Here is an 18,013-nt window from a genome sequence, read left to right on the forward strand (position 1 = left end):
AAAGAAGGAAACACGTCAAGATTTACTTATGATAGGGGCTTCCTTGCTGGATCATAAACACTCTATAAATCTGTTCTATTAACACCAAACGCATCAGTTGATGGGGAAGGGTTAACTTTCCAAAACTCATTAGTAAATTTGCTCGTTTTTTAACAGCTGGGTCTAGACCAAGACTTCCTCCAATGACAAAAGTAAAATCTGAGAAGCCTTGTAAGGTCATTGTCTCTATTTTTTTACTAAAATCTTCCGAAGAAAATTGTTCTCCCTCAATAGCAAGAACCACCACATAATCCCTATCACTGATTTTTGGTAGGATTTTTTTACCTTCCCTTTCTAAAATCTGTTGATTTTCCGCAAAACTTGCTTGATCAGGCGTCTTTTCATCTGTTAATTCTATTAACTCTACTTTAGCAAAACGTCCCAGGCGCTTCACATACTCTGCAACTCCCTCTTTTAAATATTTTTCTTTTAATTTTCCTACAGTTACAATTTTTATTTTCATAAATTTATTGTACCATATTCACAAATTATTCACAGGCAATTTTACTGTTTTTAAACAATAATTTAATCTTTTCCACAAATTGTGGAAAACTTTTAAAATTTAAGATATAATTAAGTTAATTTTTGTACATTGTAAGAAAACAGGAGGAAAATATGAAAACAAATCTTTTCAAAAAATATTCTCAATTATTGATTGTCTTAGTTGTTGGTTTTTTCGGTGGGATAGGTGGCACACTTATTACATCAAATTTAGCTAAATCATCTATTCAACCTACCAGTACCACAACAAAAACAGTAAAAACTTCCTACAACAATAATAACGCAACAACAAAAGCTGTGAATAAAATAAAAAACGCTGTTGTTTCTGTTATTGGTTACAAAGAGCAATCTGATAGTGAGCTTTTTGAAAACGGCAACAATAATACCAACGGTGATGAAAATTCTACCATTGGTAGTGAAGGTTCAGGGGTTATCTATAAGAAAGAAGGTAAAAATGCTTATTTGGTAACTAATACCCATGTTATTTCAGGTATGAAAAGTATTGATGTCCAGCTTTCAGACGGAACTAAAGTTCCCGGTGAAGTCGTTGGTTCAGATGTTTACTCTGACATTTCTGTTATCAAAATAAGCTCTGAAAAAGTTACTGACGTTGCTGAGTTTGGTGATTCTTCTAAAGTCAACATTGGAGAAACTGCTATTGCAATTGGTAGTCCTTTAGGAACAGATTACGCAAATTCTGTCACACAAGGAATCATTTCTAGTTTGAGTCGTAATGTGTCTTTAACAACCGAAGATGGTCAAGCTGTGTCAACAACTGCTTTACAAACAGATGCTGCTATTAATCCAGGTAACTCAGGTGGACCACTTGTCAATATTGAAGGTCAAGTTATTGGTATCACTTCAAGTAAGATTACTAAGAGTCAATCTACTGTTTCTGTAGAGGGTATGGGATTTGCAATTCCTTCAAACGATGTAGAAAATATTGCTAGTCAGTTGGAAAAAAATGGTTCTGTAACTCGTCCGGCGTTAGGTATTCAAATGACGAGCCTTTCTAACCTATCTAGTATTGATTTAAGTCGTCTTAAACTTCCTGAAGATATCAAGGGTGGGGTAGTCGTTCGTTCTGTCAAATCCGGAATGCCAGCTGAAGGTCAATTAGAAAAATATGACGTCATTACAAAAGTTGACGGTAAGGAAATTCTTTCGACAAGTGATTTGCAATCTGCCCTTTACAAGCATAAACTGGATGATGAGGCAAAAATAACTGTTATCCGTAACGGAAAAGAAACGACTGTAACTGTTAAATTGACTAAATCAACACAGGAATTAAGTAAAAAACAATAATTTATCCTTAACACACCTTTACAAGAATGTAAAGGTGTGTTATTTTATATAGAGTATGGAAAAATTATATCATTTACCTATTCAGAGTATTTATCCCAATCCTTATCAACCTCGGACAAATTTTTCTAATGAAAAATTGACAGAACTTGCTGCCTCAATCAAAGAAAATGGTTTGATTCAACCCATCATTGTTCGAAAATCATCAGTTGTGGGCTATGAATTAATTGCAGGAGAAAGACGTTTACGCGCCTGTAAACTTGCAGGTTTATCTGAGATACCTGCTATCATTAAAAGTTTGTCTGATAGCCAAATGCGCTACCAAGCCATTATTGAAAATCTACAACGTGAAGACCTCAATCCTATTGAGGAGGCTCAATCTTATCAAGATTTAATCAATCGTGGTATGAAGCATGAAGAAATAGCACAAATTATGGGAAAATCACGTCCTTATATTAGCAACAGTGTACGGTTGTTACAACTTTCTTCAGGTTTAATTGAGGCACTTAAAAACGGTAGTCTTTCATCTGGCCACGCACGTCTTCTCTCAAAATACTCAGAACAAGAACAGGAAGCTTGGCTAAAGCGGATTCTTGCAGAAGAAATTTCTGTTAGAAAATTAGAAAAGTTACTACAGGCAAAATCAAAAAAATCAACTACAAAAAATAATCTATTTTTACAAGAAGAAGAAAAAAAACTTGAAAAATATCTTGGAACCAGAGTCTCCATCAAAATGATTAATAAGCAAAGTGGGAAGATTCAAATTCATTTTTCAAACGAGGAAGAATATCAACGAATTATTAACAGTCTAAAATAAGACTGTTATTTTTATTTTTACAAAACACAGATTTATCCACTAGATCATTTCAAAGGAACCTCATAAACTAAAAGTAATCTCTTCTTTTCCACAAATTGTGGAAAACTCTTGTTTACAATGTGAATTATCTTTCACAAGTTGTGGAAAACTTTTGTCATTTATGGTAAAATGATAATTAGCTTAAAAGTTGAGAGGAGGAAAAATGAAACAAGAAGACCTATTTTGGAATCGATTCGTTGATTTAGCACGTGAAAAATTAAATGCAGCTGCTTTTGAACACTTTGTATTAGAAGCTAAACTATTAGAGATTAGGCAAAAAAAAGTCACTATTTTCCTTGATGCAGAATATAAGGCTCTTTATTGGGAAAGTAATATTGAGGGCTTAATCATTACAGCAGGATTTGAAATTTATTCTGACAAATTGGACATTGAATATGTGTTCGAACTACCAGCTTCTAAAACAAATAGGCAGAATGCTCCCCTTAACCACACGGAAACATCTGAACCAGTGGCTCCTTTTAATAGAACTCACTCTACGGATACTGGTCTACAGGCTCGTTACGTATTTGATAACTTTATTCAAGGAGCAGGAAATCGGATGGCCACAGGAGCGGCACTAGCGGTTGCTTCTAATCCTGGGGGCTATTATAACCCTTTGTTCATTTACGGCGGTCCTGGTTTAGGAAAGACGCACCTCCTAAATGCGGTTGGAAATGAAATGTTAGTTAACTTTCCAACATCAAGAGTCAAATATATCTCAACTGAAAATTTTTTAAATGAATTTACTAAGCATATACGTTTAGGAGAAATGGAAAATTTCCGTGAAATTTATCGAAATTTAGACTTACTTTTGATTGATGATATTCAATTTTTATCTTTTGGAACAAGAAAGACTGAGACTGAAAAAGAACTTTTTAATATTTTCAACGAGCTTTATGATAATGAAAAGCAAATTATTTTAACGAGCGACCGTAGTCCTGCACATTTAGATAACCTTGATGAGCGACTAAAATCTCGTTTTAGTTGGGGATTAACAACTGATATTACCCCTTATGATTTTGAGACACGTATTGCTATCTTGAAAAGTAAAATTGAACACTTGAATTATACTTTTCCAAGAGAAACATTGGAATATTTAGCAGGACAATTTGTTTCTAACGTTCGGGAGTTGGAAGGAGCATTAAATGATATCAAACTTTTAGCTTCCATCAAAAATCTTAAAACGATAACCATCGACTCTGCCGCAGAAGCTATTCGCGCACGCAAGCAAGATGTTGCACACCCTGTCATCATTCCAATCGAAAAAATTCAGACAGAAGTAGGAAATTTTTACGGTGTCAGTGTGAAAGAAATGAAAGGCAGTCGAAGAGTTCAAAATATTGTTTTAGCTCGTCAGGTGGCTATGTATCTAGCACGTGAATTGACAGATAATTCTCTTCCAAAAATCGGCAAAGAATTTGGTGGAAAAGATCATACCACTGTTATCCATGCTTACAGTAAAATAAAAGAAGCAATTGAGGTAGATGATACACTGCGTCTTGAAATTGAAAATATCAAAAAGAAGATTAACTAACTTTCATTAAGTTTTCCACAAGTTAGTCACATTGACTAAAACTTTGTGTAACAAGGAATAGAATATTTTTCCACAGAATACACAAGACCTACTATTACTACTAAAATCTTAAGACTATAAATAATAAAAAGGAGCCTTTATGTTAAATTTTTCTATTAATAAAAACTTTTTCTTACATGCTTTAACCATTACTAAACGTGCTATTAGCCATAAAAATGCAATTCCTATCTTATCAACAGTAAAAATTGAAGTTTCTCAAGAAGGAATGACATTAATTGGCTCAAATGGGCAAATTTCCATTGAAAATTTTATTTCTGTTAAAGACGAAAATGCAGGATTATTAGTCAACGAAATTGGTGGTATTCTTCTTGAAGCGACATTTTTTATTAATGTTGTATCTAGTCTACCAGATGTAACATTGGATTTTAAAGAAATTGAACAAAAACAAGTGGTGCTTGTTAGTGGAAAATCAGAAATTACTCTAAAAGGAAAAGATATAGATCAATATCCGCGAATCCAAGAAGTGGCACCAACTACTCCTTTAACACTACCTACTAGTTTGTTAAAAGAAGTCATCAATCAAACTGCTTTTGCAGCTAGCACTCAAGAAAGTCGTCCAATTTTAACAGGGGTTCATTTTGTTCTAACAGATAACCAACAACTAAAAGCAGTAGCAACCGATTCCCATCGTATGAGTCAGAAAAAATTGAGTTTGGAACAAAATGGCGATAACTTTGACGTTGTTATCCCTAGCCGCTCTCTCCGCGAATTTACGGCTGTTTTTACGGACGATATTGAAAGTGTTGACATCTTCTTTGCTAATAATCAACTTCTCTTTAAGAGCGAAAATATTAGCTTCTACACACGTCTCCTAGAAGGGAATTATCCGGATACTGATCGCCTCATTCCAAGAGACTTTAGCAGTGTTGTAACTTTTGATACAGATAATCTTCGTCACTCCATGGAGCGGGCTCGTCTTTTGTCAAATGCTACTCAAAATGGAACTGTAAAATTAGAAATTGCTAAAGGGATCGTTAGCGCCCATGTCAATTCACCAGAAGTTGGGCGAGTCAATGAAGAAATTGATACCGAGACTATCAGTGGCAATGACTTAACCATTAGTTTTAATCCGACTTATTTGATTGAGGCTCTAAAAGCCATTGACAGCGAAAAAGTAACAATTAGCTTTATCTCAGCTGTTCGGCCATTTACTCTTGTTCCTAGCGAAGATGAGGAAAATTTTATCCAGCTCATTACACCAGTGAGAACGAACTAACATGTATGATTTAGGAAATCTTGTCGAAATGAAAAAACCTCATGCCTGCACGATTAAATCTACAGGCAAGAAAGCCAACTGTTGGGAAATTGTGCGCATGGGGGCTGATATAAAAATTCGCTGTACCAACTGCGACCATGTTGTTATGATGAGTCGCTATGATTTTGAAAGAAAAATGAAAAAGGTTCTTAAATAAAGAACTTTTTCTTGTTCATTATGGTATAATTGAGAAGTTGAAATTGAGAAAAAAGAGGATGAAAATATGGCTTTAACAGCAGGGATTGTCGGTTTACCCAATGTCGGCAAATCAACTTTATTTAATGCAATTACCAAAGCAGGGGCAGAGGCAGCGAATTATCCCTTTGCAACGATTGACCCCAATGTCGGACGTGTAGAAGTTCCAGACAGCCGTCTGGATACATTAACCGAGCTCATCAAGCCACAAAAAAAAGTTCCTACCACATTTGAGTTTACAGATATTGCAGGAATTGTCAAGGGAGCATCAAAAGGAGAAGGGCTGGGAAATAAATTTTTAGCCAATATTCGTGAAGTCGATGCTATCGTGCATGTTGTCCGTGCTTTTGATGATGAAAATGTTATGCGAGAGCAAGGACGCGAGTCGGATTTTGTGGATCCAATGGCGGATATTGAAACGATCAACTTGGAATTGATCTTGGCTGACCTTGAAAGTATCAACAAGCGCTATGCGCGTGTGGAAAAAATGGCGCGGACTCAAAAAGATAAGGATTCGGTAGCAGAATTTAACGTTTTACAGAAGATTAAACTAGTACTTGAAGACGGTTTGTCCGCTCGAACGATTGAGTTCACAGAAGAGGAGCAAAAGATTGTCAGAGGACTTTTTCTCTTGACTACAAAGCCTGTGCTCTATGTGGCAAATGTCAGTGAAGATGAGGTCGCAGAGCCAGAAAATATTGACTATGTCAAACAAATTCAAGATTTTGCAGCGACAGAAAAAGCAGAAGTTGTTGTTATCTCAGCGCGTGCCGAAGAAGAAATTTCAGAATTAGATGATGAAGACAAGATAGAATTTCTGCAAGCTATGGGCTTAGATGAGTCAGGTGTGGATAAACTAACACGGGCAGCTTATCACTTACTTGGGCTTGGAACCTACTTTACAGCAGGTGAAAAAGAAGTGCGTGCTTGGACCTTTAAGCGAGGCATGAAAGCTCCTCAGGCGGCAGGAATTATCCATTCTGATTTTGAAAAAGGTTTTATTCGTGCAGTGACCATGTCTTATGATGATTTGGTTCACTATGGTAGTGAAAAAGCGGTTAAAGAAGCTGGGCGCCTACGCGAAGAAGGAAAAGAATATATCGTTCAAGACGGCGATATTATGGAATTTAGATTTAATGTTTAATCTTAAAAAGAGACAGTCAACAAGGTTGGAAAAGTTTTTCCAACCCTTTTGGCGTTTGTAAAGGAGCAATATGACAAAATTAGTTGTTGGTCTAGGAAATCCTGGAGATAAGTATGTTGAAACTAGGCATAATGTTGGTTTTATGTTAATTGACAAAATGTGTAAAGAACTTGACTTAAAGTTTACAGTAGATAAAATTTTTCAAGTAGAAATAGCATCTACTTTTTTGAATGGAGAAAAAGTGTATTTTGCCAAACCACTCACTTTTATGAATGAGAGTGGTAGAGCTGTTCATGCTCTTTTATCTTACTACGGTTTAGATATTGATGATTTATTGGTGATTTATGATGATTTAGATATGGCAGTTGGTAAAATTCGCTTACGCAGTAAAGGCTCAGCAGGCGGGCATAATGGTATCAAGTCAATCATCAAGCATATAGATAGCCAGGATTTTAAACGCATTAAAATTGGAATCGGTAGACCAAAAGAGGGGATGTCCGTCATTCATCATGTCCTAGGAAAATTCGATAAGGATGATGTTATTTTGATTTTAAATACTCTGGATAAAGTTGACAGTGCTGTAAAGGACTATTTACAAATTCAAAATTTTGAACAAACAATGCAAAAATATAATGGTTAGAAAAATGAACATAGTAGATTTATTTAGTCAGAACCAAGAAGTTTATAATTGGAAGAGAAACTTTAATAAATTATATCGTCAGTTATTGTTAGGATTGTCTTCATCAACCAAAGCTCTTGCTATGGCAGCTAGCTTGGAAGAAACTAGGGAACCTATTTTTATACTAACTGCTACACAAAATGAGGCAGAAAAATTAGCTAGCGATTTGATAAGTTTAGTTGGAGAAGAAAAGGTTTACACTTTTCTTGCAGATGATAATCCTTTATCAGAGTTCGTTTTTGCTTCTCAAGAAAAAACATACAGACGATTGGAAGCATTGAACGTTTTAGTAACTCGTGAGTATCCTGTTTTTATCATTAGTAATGTAGCAGCAAGTCGTTTGTTTTTACCTAATCCTAAAAATTATAAAGAAAATCAGATAAATTTAGCAGTTGGAGCAGAATACGAACTTGACAATCTTGTAAAGATACTAGTAAACGCTGGTTATAAAAAAGTTTCTCAGGTTCTCAGTCAAGGAGAATTTAGTCTACGAGGTGACATTCTAGACATTTTTGAAGTCAGTGAAGACTTGCCTTATCGTATTGAATTTTTTGGAGACGAAATTGACGGCATTCGTACCTTTAATCCAGAAAGTCAAACTTCTTTAGACAATCTAGAACATATCACTATCAATCCTGCAAGCGACCTTTTGCTATCAGAAAATGATTTTTTTAGAGGTCAGAAGCAATTAGAAAAGCTAATTGACAAGTCTGTAAACTCAAACCTAAAATCTTACTTGGAAGAGATTTTAGCAACAAGCAGGGAAAGAAAACTTCATTCTGATATTAGAAAATTCTTATCTTATTTCTATGAAAAAACTTGGACTATTTTAGATTATCTTTCCAAAAATACAATGGTCTTTTTTGATGATTATCCAAAAATTGTAGATAAAGAAGAACAGTTTGAATTAACATTAGCTAATATCTTGACAGAAGATTTACAAAATAGTAAAGCTACTTCTGAACAAAAATACTTTGCTGAAAATCTTCAAGAGCTGAGAAAACGAAAACCTGCTACTTTCTTTTCTAATTTTCATAAGGGACTAGGCAATTTAAAATTTGATGCCTTGTACCAGCTTCATCAATATCCTATGCAAGATTTTTTTAGCCAATTTTCACTTTTGAAAGAAGAAATAGCACGCTATAAAAAATCAAACTATACTGTTATTTTGCAGGCAAATTCATCATCAAGTTTACAGACTTTACAAAAAAGTTTACAAGAATATGAAATTGATTTGAATTATATCAATGATAAGCACATTTACAAAAATGCTGTTCAGTTGGTTCAAGGCAATCTCAGTCAAGGTTTTAATTTTGTCGATGAAAAAATTGTTCTGATTACAGAATATGAGATTTTTCAAAAGAAGATCAAGCGAAAAATTCGTCGTCAAAATATTTCAAATGCTGAGCGCCTGAAGGATTATAATGAATTAGAAAAGGGCGATTACGTTGTTCATAACATCCATGGTATCGGTCGTTATTTAGGGATTGAAACGATAGAAGTAGCTGGTATTCACCGCGATTATTTGACAATCCAGTACCAAAATGCAGACAAAATTTCTATCCCAGTCGATCAAATCAATCTACTGTCTAAGTATATTGCTAGTGACGGAAAAACTCCTAAAATCAATAAATTAAATGACGGTCGTTTTCAAAGAACCAAGCAAAAAGTGCAGCATCAAGTTGAGGATATTGCTGACGATTTGATAAAATTATATGCCGAACGTAGTCAGCTGAAAGGATTTCAGTTTTCCACAGATGATGTTCATCAGGAAGAATTTGACCAGGACTTTCCTTATGTGGAGACATCAGACCAGCTGCGCAGTATCAAGGAAGTCAAAAAAGATATGGAAAGTAGTCGTCCTATGGATCGACTACTAGTTGGTGATGTGGGCTTTGGTAAGACAGAAGTCGCTATGCGGGCTGCTTTCAAGGCGGTAAATGACCATAAGCAAGTAGCTATTTTAGTGCCGACGACCGTTTTGGCTCAGCAACATTTTACAAATTTCAAAGAACGGTTTAATGATTTTGCTGTCAATGTTGATGTTTTAAGTCGTTTTAGAACTAAAACGGAGCAAAAAACGGTCTTAGAAAAAGTTAAAAAAGGGCAGATAGACATTATTATTGGCACTCATCGGCTTTTATCAAAAGATGTTGAATTTGCTGATTTAGGCTTAATTATCATTGATGAAGAGCAGCGTTTTGGGGTCAAGCATAAGGAAAAATTAAAAGAATTAAAGACCAAGGTAGATGTCTTGACTTTGACGGCTACGCCAATTCCAAGAACCCTGCATATGTCTATGTTAGGCATTCGCGATTTATCTGTTATCGAAACTCCACCGACCAACCGGTACCCAGTCCAGACCTATGTCTTAGAAAACAATGCTACAGTGATTCGTGATGCTATTTTAAGAGAAATGGATCGCAATGGACAGGTTTACTATCTTTACAATAAAGTTGACACGATTGAACAAAAAGTTGCTGAGTTAAAAGAGCTGGTACCAGAAGCAAGCATTGGTTATGTTCATGGTCAAATGAGTGAAATTCGCTTGGAAAATACCTTGCTAGACTTTATCAATGGGCTTTATGATGTCTTAGTAACAACAACCATTATCGAAACAGGAGTTGATATTCCAAACGCTAACACTCTTTTTATTGAAAATGCAGACCATATGGGGTTGTCAACCTTGTATCAACTTCGTGGGCGTGTTGGGCGTAGCAACCGCATTGCTTATGCTTACTTGATGTATCGTCCTGATAAGTCTTTGAGTGAAGTTTCAGAAAAACGTTTAGAAGCGATTAAAGGGTTTACAGAATTGGGTTCTGGTTTTAAAATTGCTATGCGCGATTTATCCATTCGTGGAGCAGGAGATATTTTAGGAAGTTCTCAGTCTGGTTTTATAGATTCTGTAGGTTTTGAGATGTATTCTCAACTTTTAGAGGAAGCTATTTTAAGAAAGCAAGGAAAGGATAAGATTCGGCAAAAAGGGAATACAGAAATATCTCTGCAAATTGATGCTTATCTTCCTAGTGATTATATTTCGGATGAACGACAAAAAATTGAAATTTATAAACGCATTCGTGAGATTGACAGTCGTGTAAACTATGAGCATCTCCAAGATGAACTGATTGACCGCTTTGGAGAGTATCCAGACGTAGTGGCTTACTTATTGGAAATTGGTTTGTTAAAATCTTATACAGACCAAGTTTTTGCGGAACTTGTTGAAAAAAGGCAGCAGACCGTTTTTGTTCGATTTGAAAAGATTTCTCAGCAAATCTTTTTAACACAAGATTACTTTGAGGCTTTGTCAGTGACCAATCTCAAGGCACGAATTGGTGAACAAAATGGTTTACTTGAAGTTATTTTTGACGTCAGAAATAAGAAAGACTATGAAATGTTAGAGGCTTTACTTCAATTTTCTGAAAAATTGGTTGAAATTAAGGGCAGAAAGGGCAAATAAACTTTACAATTCTGTAAAGTTTTGCTTTTTATTCCGAATTTTATCGGAAAAGTGGTAGAATATTAAAAAGAAAATGAGGTAAGAAATGAGATTAGACAAATATTTAAAAGTTTCCAGAATTATCAAAAGACGGCCAGTAGCAAAAGAAGTCGCAGACAAGGGACGAATTAAGGTCAATGGAATTTTAGCAAAAGGTTCAACAGATTTGAAAGTTGATGATCAAATCGAAATTCGCTTCGGAAATAAACTATTGACAGTCAAAGTGCTGGAAATGAAGGATAGCACCAAAAAAGAAGACGCTGTTAAAATGTACGAAATCATTAGTGAAACAAGGATAGAAGAAGATGCCTAAGAATATTGTTCAGTTAAATAATCGCTTTATTCAAGATGAAAATCAACGTCGGCGTTATCTAGAAGAGGAAAGACGTAAGAAAAATCGTTTTATGGGTTGGGTCTTGATTTTAGTGATTTTATTGTTTATTTTGCCAACTTACAACCTAGTGCAGTCTTATCAGACACTTTTGCAAAAGGAAAAACAGTTGACAGAATTGGAGCAGCAATACAAGGATCTAGAAAAATCACAAAAAGAAGAAGCTGCTTTAGCGGCAAGACTGAAGAATTCAGACTATGCTGCCAAGTATGCCCGTGCTCGGTATCAATATTCTAAAGAAGGAGAAGTTATTTATACTATTCCCAATTTATTACCATGAAAAATATCGTAGAAACAGTAAAAAAATTTTTGGCTTACTCAGATGAGAAATCAGAGGATTTAGCTGAGAAAAATCAATCCCTGAGAACAGGAAGACCAAGAGAGGAGAAAAGAGATACCCATGCGTAAAATTTTAGGTTTGTTACTCCTGCCGGTTTTTTTAGGTCCAGGTGTTGTAGTTAGCACAGAAAAAAATGTAGAATTAACAGAAGAACAGCGTTATGTAGCATTTAGTAGCCCTTATGGAAATTATTATACAGATCTACCAAAACACCCTGTGGTAACCTCAAATATTTCAACCTTTAAGGATATTGAATTGAAAGATTTAGTTGGGAATCTTGTACCAAATACGACCTTATCTATTAAGCAATTTCAGGTGAACGCATCAGGTATTCCTGTTTTTCAGTTGACCAATGGGCAGTTTATTGTGGCAGATAAGCGAACTATTATAGATGATGTAATTTTAGAACAAGAAAATGTATCAATAACAAAATGGCTTAAGAAAAATTTTACGGTTTATGAACAACCTTACTTTGCTGGTGTTAAGAAAAAAGCGACAACATTAAAGCCTTATACTAAAGTGACAGTTAGTCAATTAGCAACAACAAACCGAGGTCAATATGCCTTAGTGGATGGTCAAGGATGGGTTGATATCAAAGAACTTTCAGATCAAGATAATCGCATAGAACAAGTTCAGGAATTATTGGATAGTAAATATAACAAAGCTGATTATGGAATTTATGTCAAGCAGTTAGACACAAATCAAGAAGTAGGCATCAATTCAGATCAAGTTTTTTATTCTGCCAGCGTATCTAAACTTCCTTATCTTTACTATGCAGAGAAACTAATTGATGAGGGGAAATTGGATCCTAATAAACCTCTTAAATATATTCCAGAAGTTAATGACTATTCAGGTTCTTATGATCCAGAAGGTAGTGGAAGTTTGCCTAAATCAGCAGATAATAAAGATTATACTGTGGCAGATTTGATGAATCGAGTCGCTAAGGAGTCAGATAATGTTGCTCATAATATCTTAGGCTATTATATTACGAATAAATCAGATAAGACTTTTCAAAAAGAAATTAATCATTTGGCAGAAAAAAAATGGGATGTAGAAAATCGTGAAGTATCAGTACACATGGTTGGTCATATTTTAGAAGCAATTTATGATCAAAATTCTGGACTAGTAGATATCATGTCACAAACTAATTTTGATGATCAACGAATTTCTAAGAATATTTCTGTTAAAGTAGCCCATAAAATCGGAGATGCCTATGATTATAAGCATGATGCCGCGATTATCTACGGACAAACTCCTTTTATTTTGGTTGTTTTCACTAATAATAGTAATTATGACACGATTACTCAAATCGCTGACGATGTTTATGGAGTCCTCAAATAATGGATCAACAATTTTTAAAACATGTGCAGAATAAGTCATATTTTACGAAACACAAACGTGTATTAATTGCTCTATCAGGCGGTCTAGATTCGATGACTCTTTTACATTTTCTTTATCAATATCGTAAGAATTTAGAAATTGAACTAGTCTTAGCACATGTTCATCATGGTCAGCGGCCAGAGTCTGATGAGGAAGCAAAAAAGTTGACCCAGTACGCTAAGCAACTGGAACTTCCTATTTTTGTTGGATATTTTCAAGGAAAATTTTCTGAAGCTGCTGGTCGTGATTTTCGCTATCGTTTTTTTAAAAAGATAATGAGGCAAGAAAATTGTACAGCACTTGTTACAGCTCATCATGCAAACGATCAGGCAGAGACAATTTTTATGCGGCTTTTACGTGGAAGTCGAGTCCGTTTTTTGACTGGAATTAAAGATTGTCAACCGTTTGGAAACGGTGAACTTATTCGACCTTTGTTACCTTTTCAAAAAAAGGAATTTCCGAAAATATGGCACTTTGAGGATCAATCAAATTCCGAAAATACTTATTTGCGTAATCGAATTCGCAATCAATATTTTCCAGAACTGGAACAAGAAAATTCACAGTTTCAAGAATATTTGGTTAATCTTGCAACCGACTTAAACACTTTGCAGCAAACAGTAGACGAACTAACATCGCAATTAGATATAACTGATCTAGCGTTTTTTAAAAGTCAAAGTCAACCTGTACAAGAGACACTTTTAGAAAAATATTTAACTAATTTTCCTGATTTACAACTTGGCCGGGCTCACTTTGAACAAATTTTGCATATCTTAAACAAGAAAGCAAATTATTGTCAACCTCTTAAAAATGGTTACGAATTAATAAAAGATTACCAAAGATTTTTAATTCAAAAAATCGGTCCTAGGACCAATAGTCAATCAAGAGAAGTTTTGCTAGAATATGGAAATATCCTTGAAAAGGATGGTTACAAATTTTCATTTGGTTTTCCCCTTTCTGGCGATCACGTCACAAGTCTAGTGGTTTCACATGAAACACCCGTTCTTTTGAGAAATCGGGAATCTGGTGATTTTTTTCTAAAGAATGGACATCATAAAAAGGTTAGCCGCTTTTTTATTGATCAAAAGATTGCACAAAGAGCAAGAGAAAAAGCGCTTATTATTGAACAAGATGGCCAAATTCTAGGAATTGCAGGTTTAGTGACTGGTGATTTGAGTCAAAAACTAAAAAGTGATATAATGAAAAGTAAACTATATATCCAAAAATTAGATAGGTAAGAATATGTTAGAACAAGACATAAAAAAAGTTCTCATCTCTCACGATGAAATTGTTGTCGCAGCTCAGCAATTAGGAGCTCAACTTACACATGATTATCAAGATAAAAATCCTATTTTAGTTGGTATTCTTAAGGGTTCCATTCCTTTCATGGCAGAATTAATCAAGCATATTGATACTCATATTGAAATGGATTTTATGATCGTTTCTAGTTATCATGGTGGTACTGAAAGTAGCGGGAAAGTTAAAATTATCAAGGATCTAGATCAGGATGTTGCTGGTCGTCATGTTCTTTTTGTGGAAGATATTATTGATACGGGTCGTACTTTGAATGATTTGTGTGGACTTTTTGCTTTTAGACAGGCAGCTTCTATCAAAATTGCAACACTGTTGGACAAACCAGAAGGGCGTGTAGTAGAAATTGAACCAGATTATACTTGTTTTGAAATTCCAAATGAGTTTGTTGTAGGATATGGTTTGGACTATGAGGAAAATTACCGTAATCTTCCTTATGTAGGTGTGCTAAAAGAAGAAATTTATACAAGATAGGTGTTAAAAAATTTAGATGAAAAATAAACGTAATAATGGATTTGTGAAAAATCCCATTCTTTATCTCCTAATGATTGCTGTGTTGATAACAGGTTTCCAATATTTCTTTGCGGGTAGTCAATCAGCTAGAAGCCAACAAATCAACTATACAGAGTTGGTTAAAGAGATTGAAAACGGGAATGTAAAAGATATTAGTTATCAGCCAAATGGTAGCATTATTGAAGTTTCTGGAACCTATAAAAAAGCTAAAAAAATAAAAGATGATACAGAAATTAAATTTTTCACTCCATCTAGCTTGACAGCCTCAAAATTTACAACAGTAATTTTACCATCGGATTCATCTATTTCAGCTCTACAAAATCTTGCTAGCGAAAAAGGGGTAACCGTCAACATTAAACGTGAGAGCTCTAATGGAATGTGGCTTAATCTCCTAATTTCTGTTGGGCCACTTGTGATTTTCATGTTTTTCATGTTTTCGATGATGAATCAGGGTGGCGGTGGTGCTCGTGGCGCCATGAACTTTGGGCGTAACAAGGCTCGTACAGCTAGTAAAGAAACAATTAAAGTCAGATTTTCAGATGTTGCAGGTGCTGAGGAAGAAAAGCAAGAATTAGTTGAAGTTGTAGACTTTCTAAAGGATCCAGAACGTTATAAAAAACTAGGTGCACGTATTCCTGCGGGTGTTCTTCTTGAAGGACCTCCAGGAACCGGTAAGACCCTTCTTGCTAAAGCAGTTGCCGGTGAAGCTGGTGTGCCATTCTTTAGTATTTCAGGTTCAGACTTTGTTGAAATGTTCGTCGGTGTTGGTGCTAGCCGTGTTCGTTCTCTCTTTGAAGATGCGAAAAAAGCAGGGCGTGCCATTATTTTCATTGATGAAATTGATGCTGTCGGACGCCAACGTGGTGTAGGTCTCGGTGGTGGAAATGACGAACGTGAACAAACTCTCAATCAACTTTTGATTGAAATGGATGGTTTTGAAGGTAATGAAAGTATCATTGTTATTGCTGCAACCAACCGTAGTGATGTTTTAGATCCAGCCCTTCTTCGCCCGGGACGTTTTGACCGTAAAGTTTTGGTTGGTCGTCCAGACGTTAAGGGACGCGAAGCTATCTTACGTGTGCATGCTAAAAATAAACCGCTGGCTGATGACGTTGATTTGAAGTTAGTGGCGCAGCAAACTCCTGGTTTCGTTGGTGCAGACTTGGAAAATGTTCTTAATGAAGCAGCTTTGGTTGCTGCTCGTCGGAATAAAAAGGTTATCGATGCCGACGATATTGATGAAGCAGAAGATCGTGTTATTGCTGGACCGTCTAAGAAAGATAAAGAAGTATCAGAACGCGATCGTCAAATGGTTGCCTATCATGAAGCTGGACATACCATTGTCGGCCTAGTCTTATCAAACGCGCGTGTCGTTCATAAGGTAACGATTGTACCGCGTGGTCGTGCAGGTGGTTACATGATTGCCCTGCCAAAAGAGGACCAAATGCTTCTGTCAAAAGAAGATATGAAAGAGCAACTTGCAGGTCTAATGGGTGGGCGTGTTGCTGAAGAAATTATCTTTAATGTACAGACAACAGGTGCTTCAAATGACTTTGAGCAAGCTACTCAAATGGCGCGAAGCATGGTAACTGAATATGGAATGAGTGAAAAACTCGGACCTGTTCAATATGAAGGAAATCATGCGATAATGCCGGGTGCTTACAGTCCTCAGAAAGCTATTTCTGAGCAAACGGCTTATGAAATTGATGAAGAAGTACGTAGTTTGTTGAATGAAGCGCGCAATAAGGCTGCTGAGATTATTCAAGCTAATCGTGAAACACACAAATTGATTGCCGAGGCTCTTCTCAAGTATGAAACACTTGATAGTCATCAAATTAAATCTCTTTATGAAACAGGTAAAATGCCTGATGATACAGAAAATGAAAACGAAGAAGCACATGCTCTTTCTTACGATGAAATAAAATCAAAAATGGAAGAACAATCTTGATATATAATCCGTACCCTTAAATATGAGTACGGATTTTTCTATCCTGAAATGTCATCGTCACCTATTTTCTAAACAGATAAATGCTTTAAAAATACATTATAGAAAAATATAAGTGGTTGGCTCATTTTTTTGATAAACTGTATTTGCTTATACTATTAAAAAGGAGACAAACATGAAGATTGCTTTTAAAAATCTTTATTCAAAAGTGGAACCTATTGTGTTAAATTGCAGCAAGCAGTATAATCTGTCTAATTGGCGGATAGTAGACTGGAAACAAGAGGGAGAACTTGTTCTTTATAATCTTTTGTTAAAGCAACCATCTCTTGTTTATACATCTGAATTTCTTCCACTTTGTTTTAGAATAACCTTTCATCGTCATATTATTTCTATCATAAATAGTATAGAAAATAAGGAGTAATGATTTTATTTTCACATAAAGTCGAGAGTATTTTTAAAAATTATAGTTTTTTTAAAAAAACTGTTGACAAAGACAAAGAACTTGGTATAATAGTATTTGTCTTTGTGGAATGGTCCGTTGGTCAAGGGGTTAAGACACCGCCTTTTCACGGCGGTAACACGGGTTCGAATCCCGTACGGACTATATAATCCGCCATAGCTCAGTTGGTAGTAGCGCATGACTGTTAATCATGATGTCGTAGGTTCGAGTCCTACTGGCGGAGTAATTTATTTAAACCTTGTTAGCTCAGGGTTTTTATTTATTAATTATATATCAGTAATCATTGTTATAAATTTAATTCTTTGTCAAAATTGATAAAAAGATCTTGACAAGTTGTTTATGTGATGATATACTGATATAGTTGTCCCTGAGGCAGCAGTAGACCTTTGAAAACTGAACAAGACGAACCAATGTGCGGGGGGTTATACTGAGAGGTATGACTCGTCAAACAAAAGAAAAACAATAAATCTGTCGGTGGACAGAATGAGTGTAGACTCAAACTAATTATATGAGAGTTTGATCCTGGCTCAGGATGAACGCTGGCGGCGTGCCTAATACATGCAAGTAGAACGCAGAGGATTGGTGCTTGCACTAATCTAATGAGTTGCGAAC

At 35.4% G+C, this 18,013-nt stretch carries 17 protein-coding genes, 2 tRNA genes and 1 rRNA gene; 19 read left to right on the top strand and 1 reads right to left on the bottom strand.

Going from position 1 to position 18,013, the window contains the following annotated elements:
* Positions 1–22: 22 nt before the first annotated feature.
* Positions 23–502 carry a 23S rRNA (pseudouridine(1915)-N(3))-methyltransferase RlmH gene (rlmH, locus tag A3I3_RS0102025; protein ID WP_018371071.1) on the bottom strand — a complete coding sequence of 160 codons (480 nt, stop codon included), beginning with the start codon at positions 500–502 and terminating at the stop codon, positions 23–25.
* A gap of 152 nt (positions 503–654) precedes the next feature.
* Here rlmH and htrA point away from each other — a divergent pair, with 152 nt between their 5' ends.
* The 19 genes from htrA to A3I3_RS0102120 form a co-directional block, all read left to right on the top strand.
* Positions 655–1,845: a serine protease HtrA gene (gene htrA / locus A3I3_RS0102030; RefSeq protein WP_018371072.1), complete on the top strand. Its 1,191-nt coding sequence runs from the start codon at positions 655–657 to the stop codon at positions 1,843–1,845.
* Between the two features lie 55 nt (positions 1,846–1,900).
* Positions 1,901–2,659, top strand: coding sequence for a ParB/RepB/Spo0J family partition protein (locus A3I3_RS0102035; protein WP_018371073.1), 759 nt, complete (start codon positions 1,901–1,903; stop codon positions 2,657–2,659).
* 202 nt (positions 2,660–2,861) lie between these two features.
* Positions 2,862–4,232 (top strand): chromosomal replication initiator protein DnaA, encoded by a 1,371-nt coding sequence (dnaA, locus tag A3I3_RS0102040; RefSeq protein ID WP_018371074.1) that lies wholly within the window; start codon positions 2,862–2,864, stop codon positions 4,230–4,232.
* 139 nt (positions 4,233–4,371) lie between these two features.
* Positions 4,372–5,508 (top strand): DNA polymerase III subunit beta, encoded by a 1,137-nt coding sequence (gene dnaN, locus A3I3_RS0102045; protein ID WP_018371075.1) that lies wholly within the window; start codon positions 4,372–4,374, stop codon positions 5,506–5,508.
* A 1-nt stretch (position 5,509) separates the two neighbouring features.
* A complete protein-coding gene (locus tag A3I3_RS0102050; RefSeq protein ID WP_019231906.1) occupies positions 5,510–5,704 on the top strand; it encodes a DUF951 domain-containing protein in 195 nt (64 codons plus the stop codon).
* Positions 5,705–5,770: 66 nt separating this feature from the next.
* Entirely contained in the window at positions 5,771–6,886 is a 1,116-nt protein-coding gene (ychF, locus tag A3I3_RS0102055; protein WP_018371077.1) for a redox-regulated ATPase YchF, read from the top strand.
* A 70-nt stretch (positions 6,887–6,956) separates the two neighbouring features.
* Positions 6,957–7,526 carry an aminoacyl-tRNA hydrolase gene (gene pth, locus A3I3_RS0102060; protein ID WP_018371078.1) on the top strand — a complete coding sequence of 190 codons (570 nt, stop codon included), beginning with the start codon at positions 6,957–6,959 and terminating at the stop codon, positions 7,524–7,526.
* A complete protein-coding gene (gene mfd, locus A3I3_RS0102065) occupies positions 7,519–11,025 on the top strand; it encodes a transcription-repair coupling factor (RefSeq protein ID WP_026129844.1) in 3,507 nt (1,168 codons plus the stop codon). Before pth ends, mfd begins: the two co-directional genes overlap by 8 nt.
* An 85-nt stretch (positions 11,026–11,110) precedes the next feature.
* Complete coding sequence (locus tag A3I3_RS0102070) at positions 11,111–11,377, top strand: RNA-binding S4 domain-containing protein (RefSeq protein WP_018371080.1); 267 nt, start codon at positions 11,111–11,113, stop codon at positions 11,375–11,377.
* Entirely contained in the window at positions 11,370–11,735 is a 366-nt protein-coding gene (locus A3I3_RS0102075) for an FtsB family cell division protein (RefSeq protein ID WP_018371081.1), read from the top strand. Before A3I3_RS0102070 ends, A3I3_RS0102075 begins: the two co-directional genes overlap by 8 nt.
* Positions 11,732–11,863, top strand: a complete 132-nt coding sequence (locus A3I3_RS0102080; RefSeq protein ID WP_018371082.1) for an SP_0009 family protein — start codon at positions 11,732–11,734, stop codon at positions 11,861–11,863. The genes A3I3_RS0102075 and A3I3_RS0102080 overlap by 4 nt, the downstream gene beginning before the upstream one ends.
* Positions 11,856–13,136 carry a serine hydrolase gene (locus A3I3_RS0102085; protein ID WP_018371083.1) on the top strand — a complete coding sequence of 427 codons (1,281 nt, stop codon included), beginning with the start codon at positions 11,856–11,858 and terminating at the stop codon, positions 13,134–13,136. Before A3I3_RS0102080 ends, A3I3_RS0102085 begins: the two co-directional genes overlap by 8 nt.
* Positions 13,136–14,410: a tRNA lysidine(34) synthetase TilS gene (gene tilS / locus A3I3_RS0102090; RefSeq protein WP_018371084.1), complete on the top strand. Its 1,275-nt coding sequence runs from the start codon at positions 13,136–13,138 to the stop codon at positions 14,408–14,410. Before A3I3_RS0102085 ends, tilS begins: the two co-directional genes overlap by 1 nt.
* A 4-nt stretch (positions 14,411–14,414) precedes the next feature.
* Positions 14,415–14,957, top strand: a complete 543-nt coding sequence (gene hpt / locus A3I3_RS0102095) for a hypoxanthine phosphoribosyltransferase (RefSeq protein ID WP_018371085.1) — start codon at positions 14,415–14,417, stop codon at positions 14,955–14,957.
* Positions 14,958–14,973: 16 nt separating this feature from the next.
* The gene (ftsH, locus tag A3I3_RS0102100) at positions 14,974–16,944 is read left to right on the top strand and encodes an ATP-dependent zinc metalloprotease FtsH (protein WP_018371086.1); all 1,971 of its coding nucleotides are present in this window, start codon (positions 14,974–14,976) and stop codon (positions 16,942–16,944) included.
* A gap of 172 nt (positions 16,945–17,116) precedes the next feature.
* Complete coding sequence (locus A3I3_RS0102105) at positions 17,117–17,362, top strand: hypothetical protein (protein ID WP_018371087.1); 246 nt, start codon at positions 17,117–17,119, stop codon at positions 17,360–17,362.
* 111 nt (positions 17,363–17,473) lie between these two features.
* Positions 17,474–17,545, top strand: a tRNA-Glu gene (locus tag A3I3_RS0102110).
* A gap of 5 nt (positions 17,546–17,550) precedes the next feature.
* Positions 17,551–17,624: transfer RNA gene (locus A3I3_RS0102115), tRNA-Asn, on the top strand.
* Between the two features lie 281 nt (positions 17,625–17,905).
* Positions 17,906–18,013, top strand: a 16S ribosomal RNA gene (locus A3I3_RS0102120); the annotation flags it as partial.

Origin of the sequence: Streptococcus massiliensis DSM 18628, assembly GCF_000380065.1 — a bacterium.
Taxonomy (GTDB): domain Bacteria; phylum Bacillota; class Bacilli; order Lactobacillales; family Streptococcaceae; genus Streptococcus; species Streptococcus massiliensis.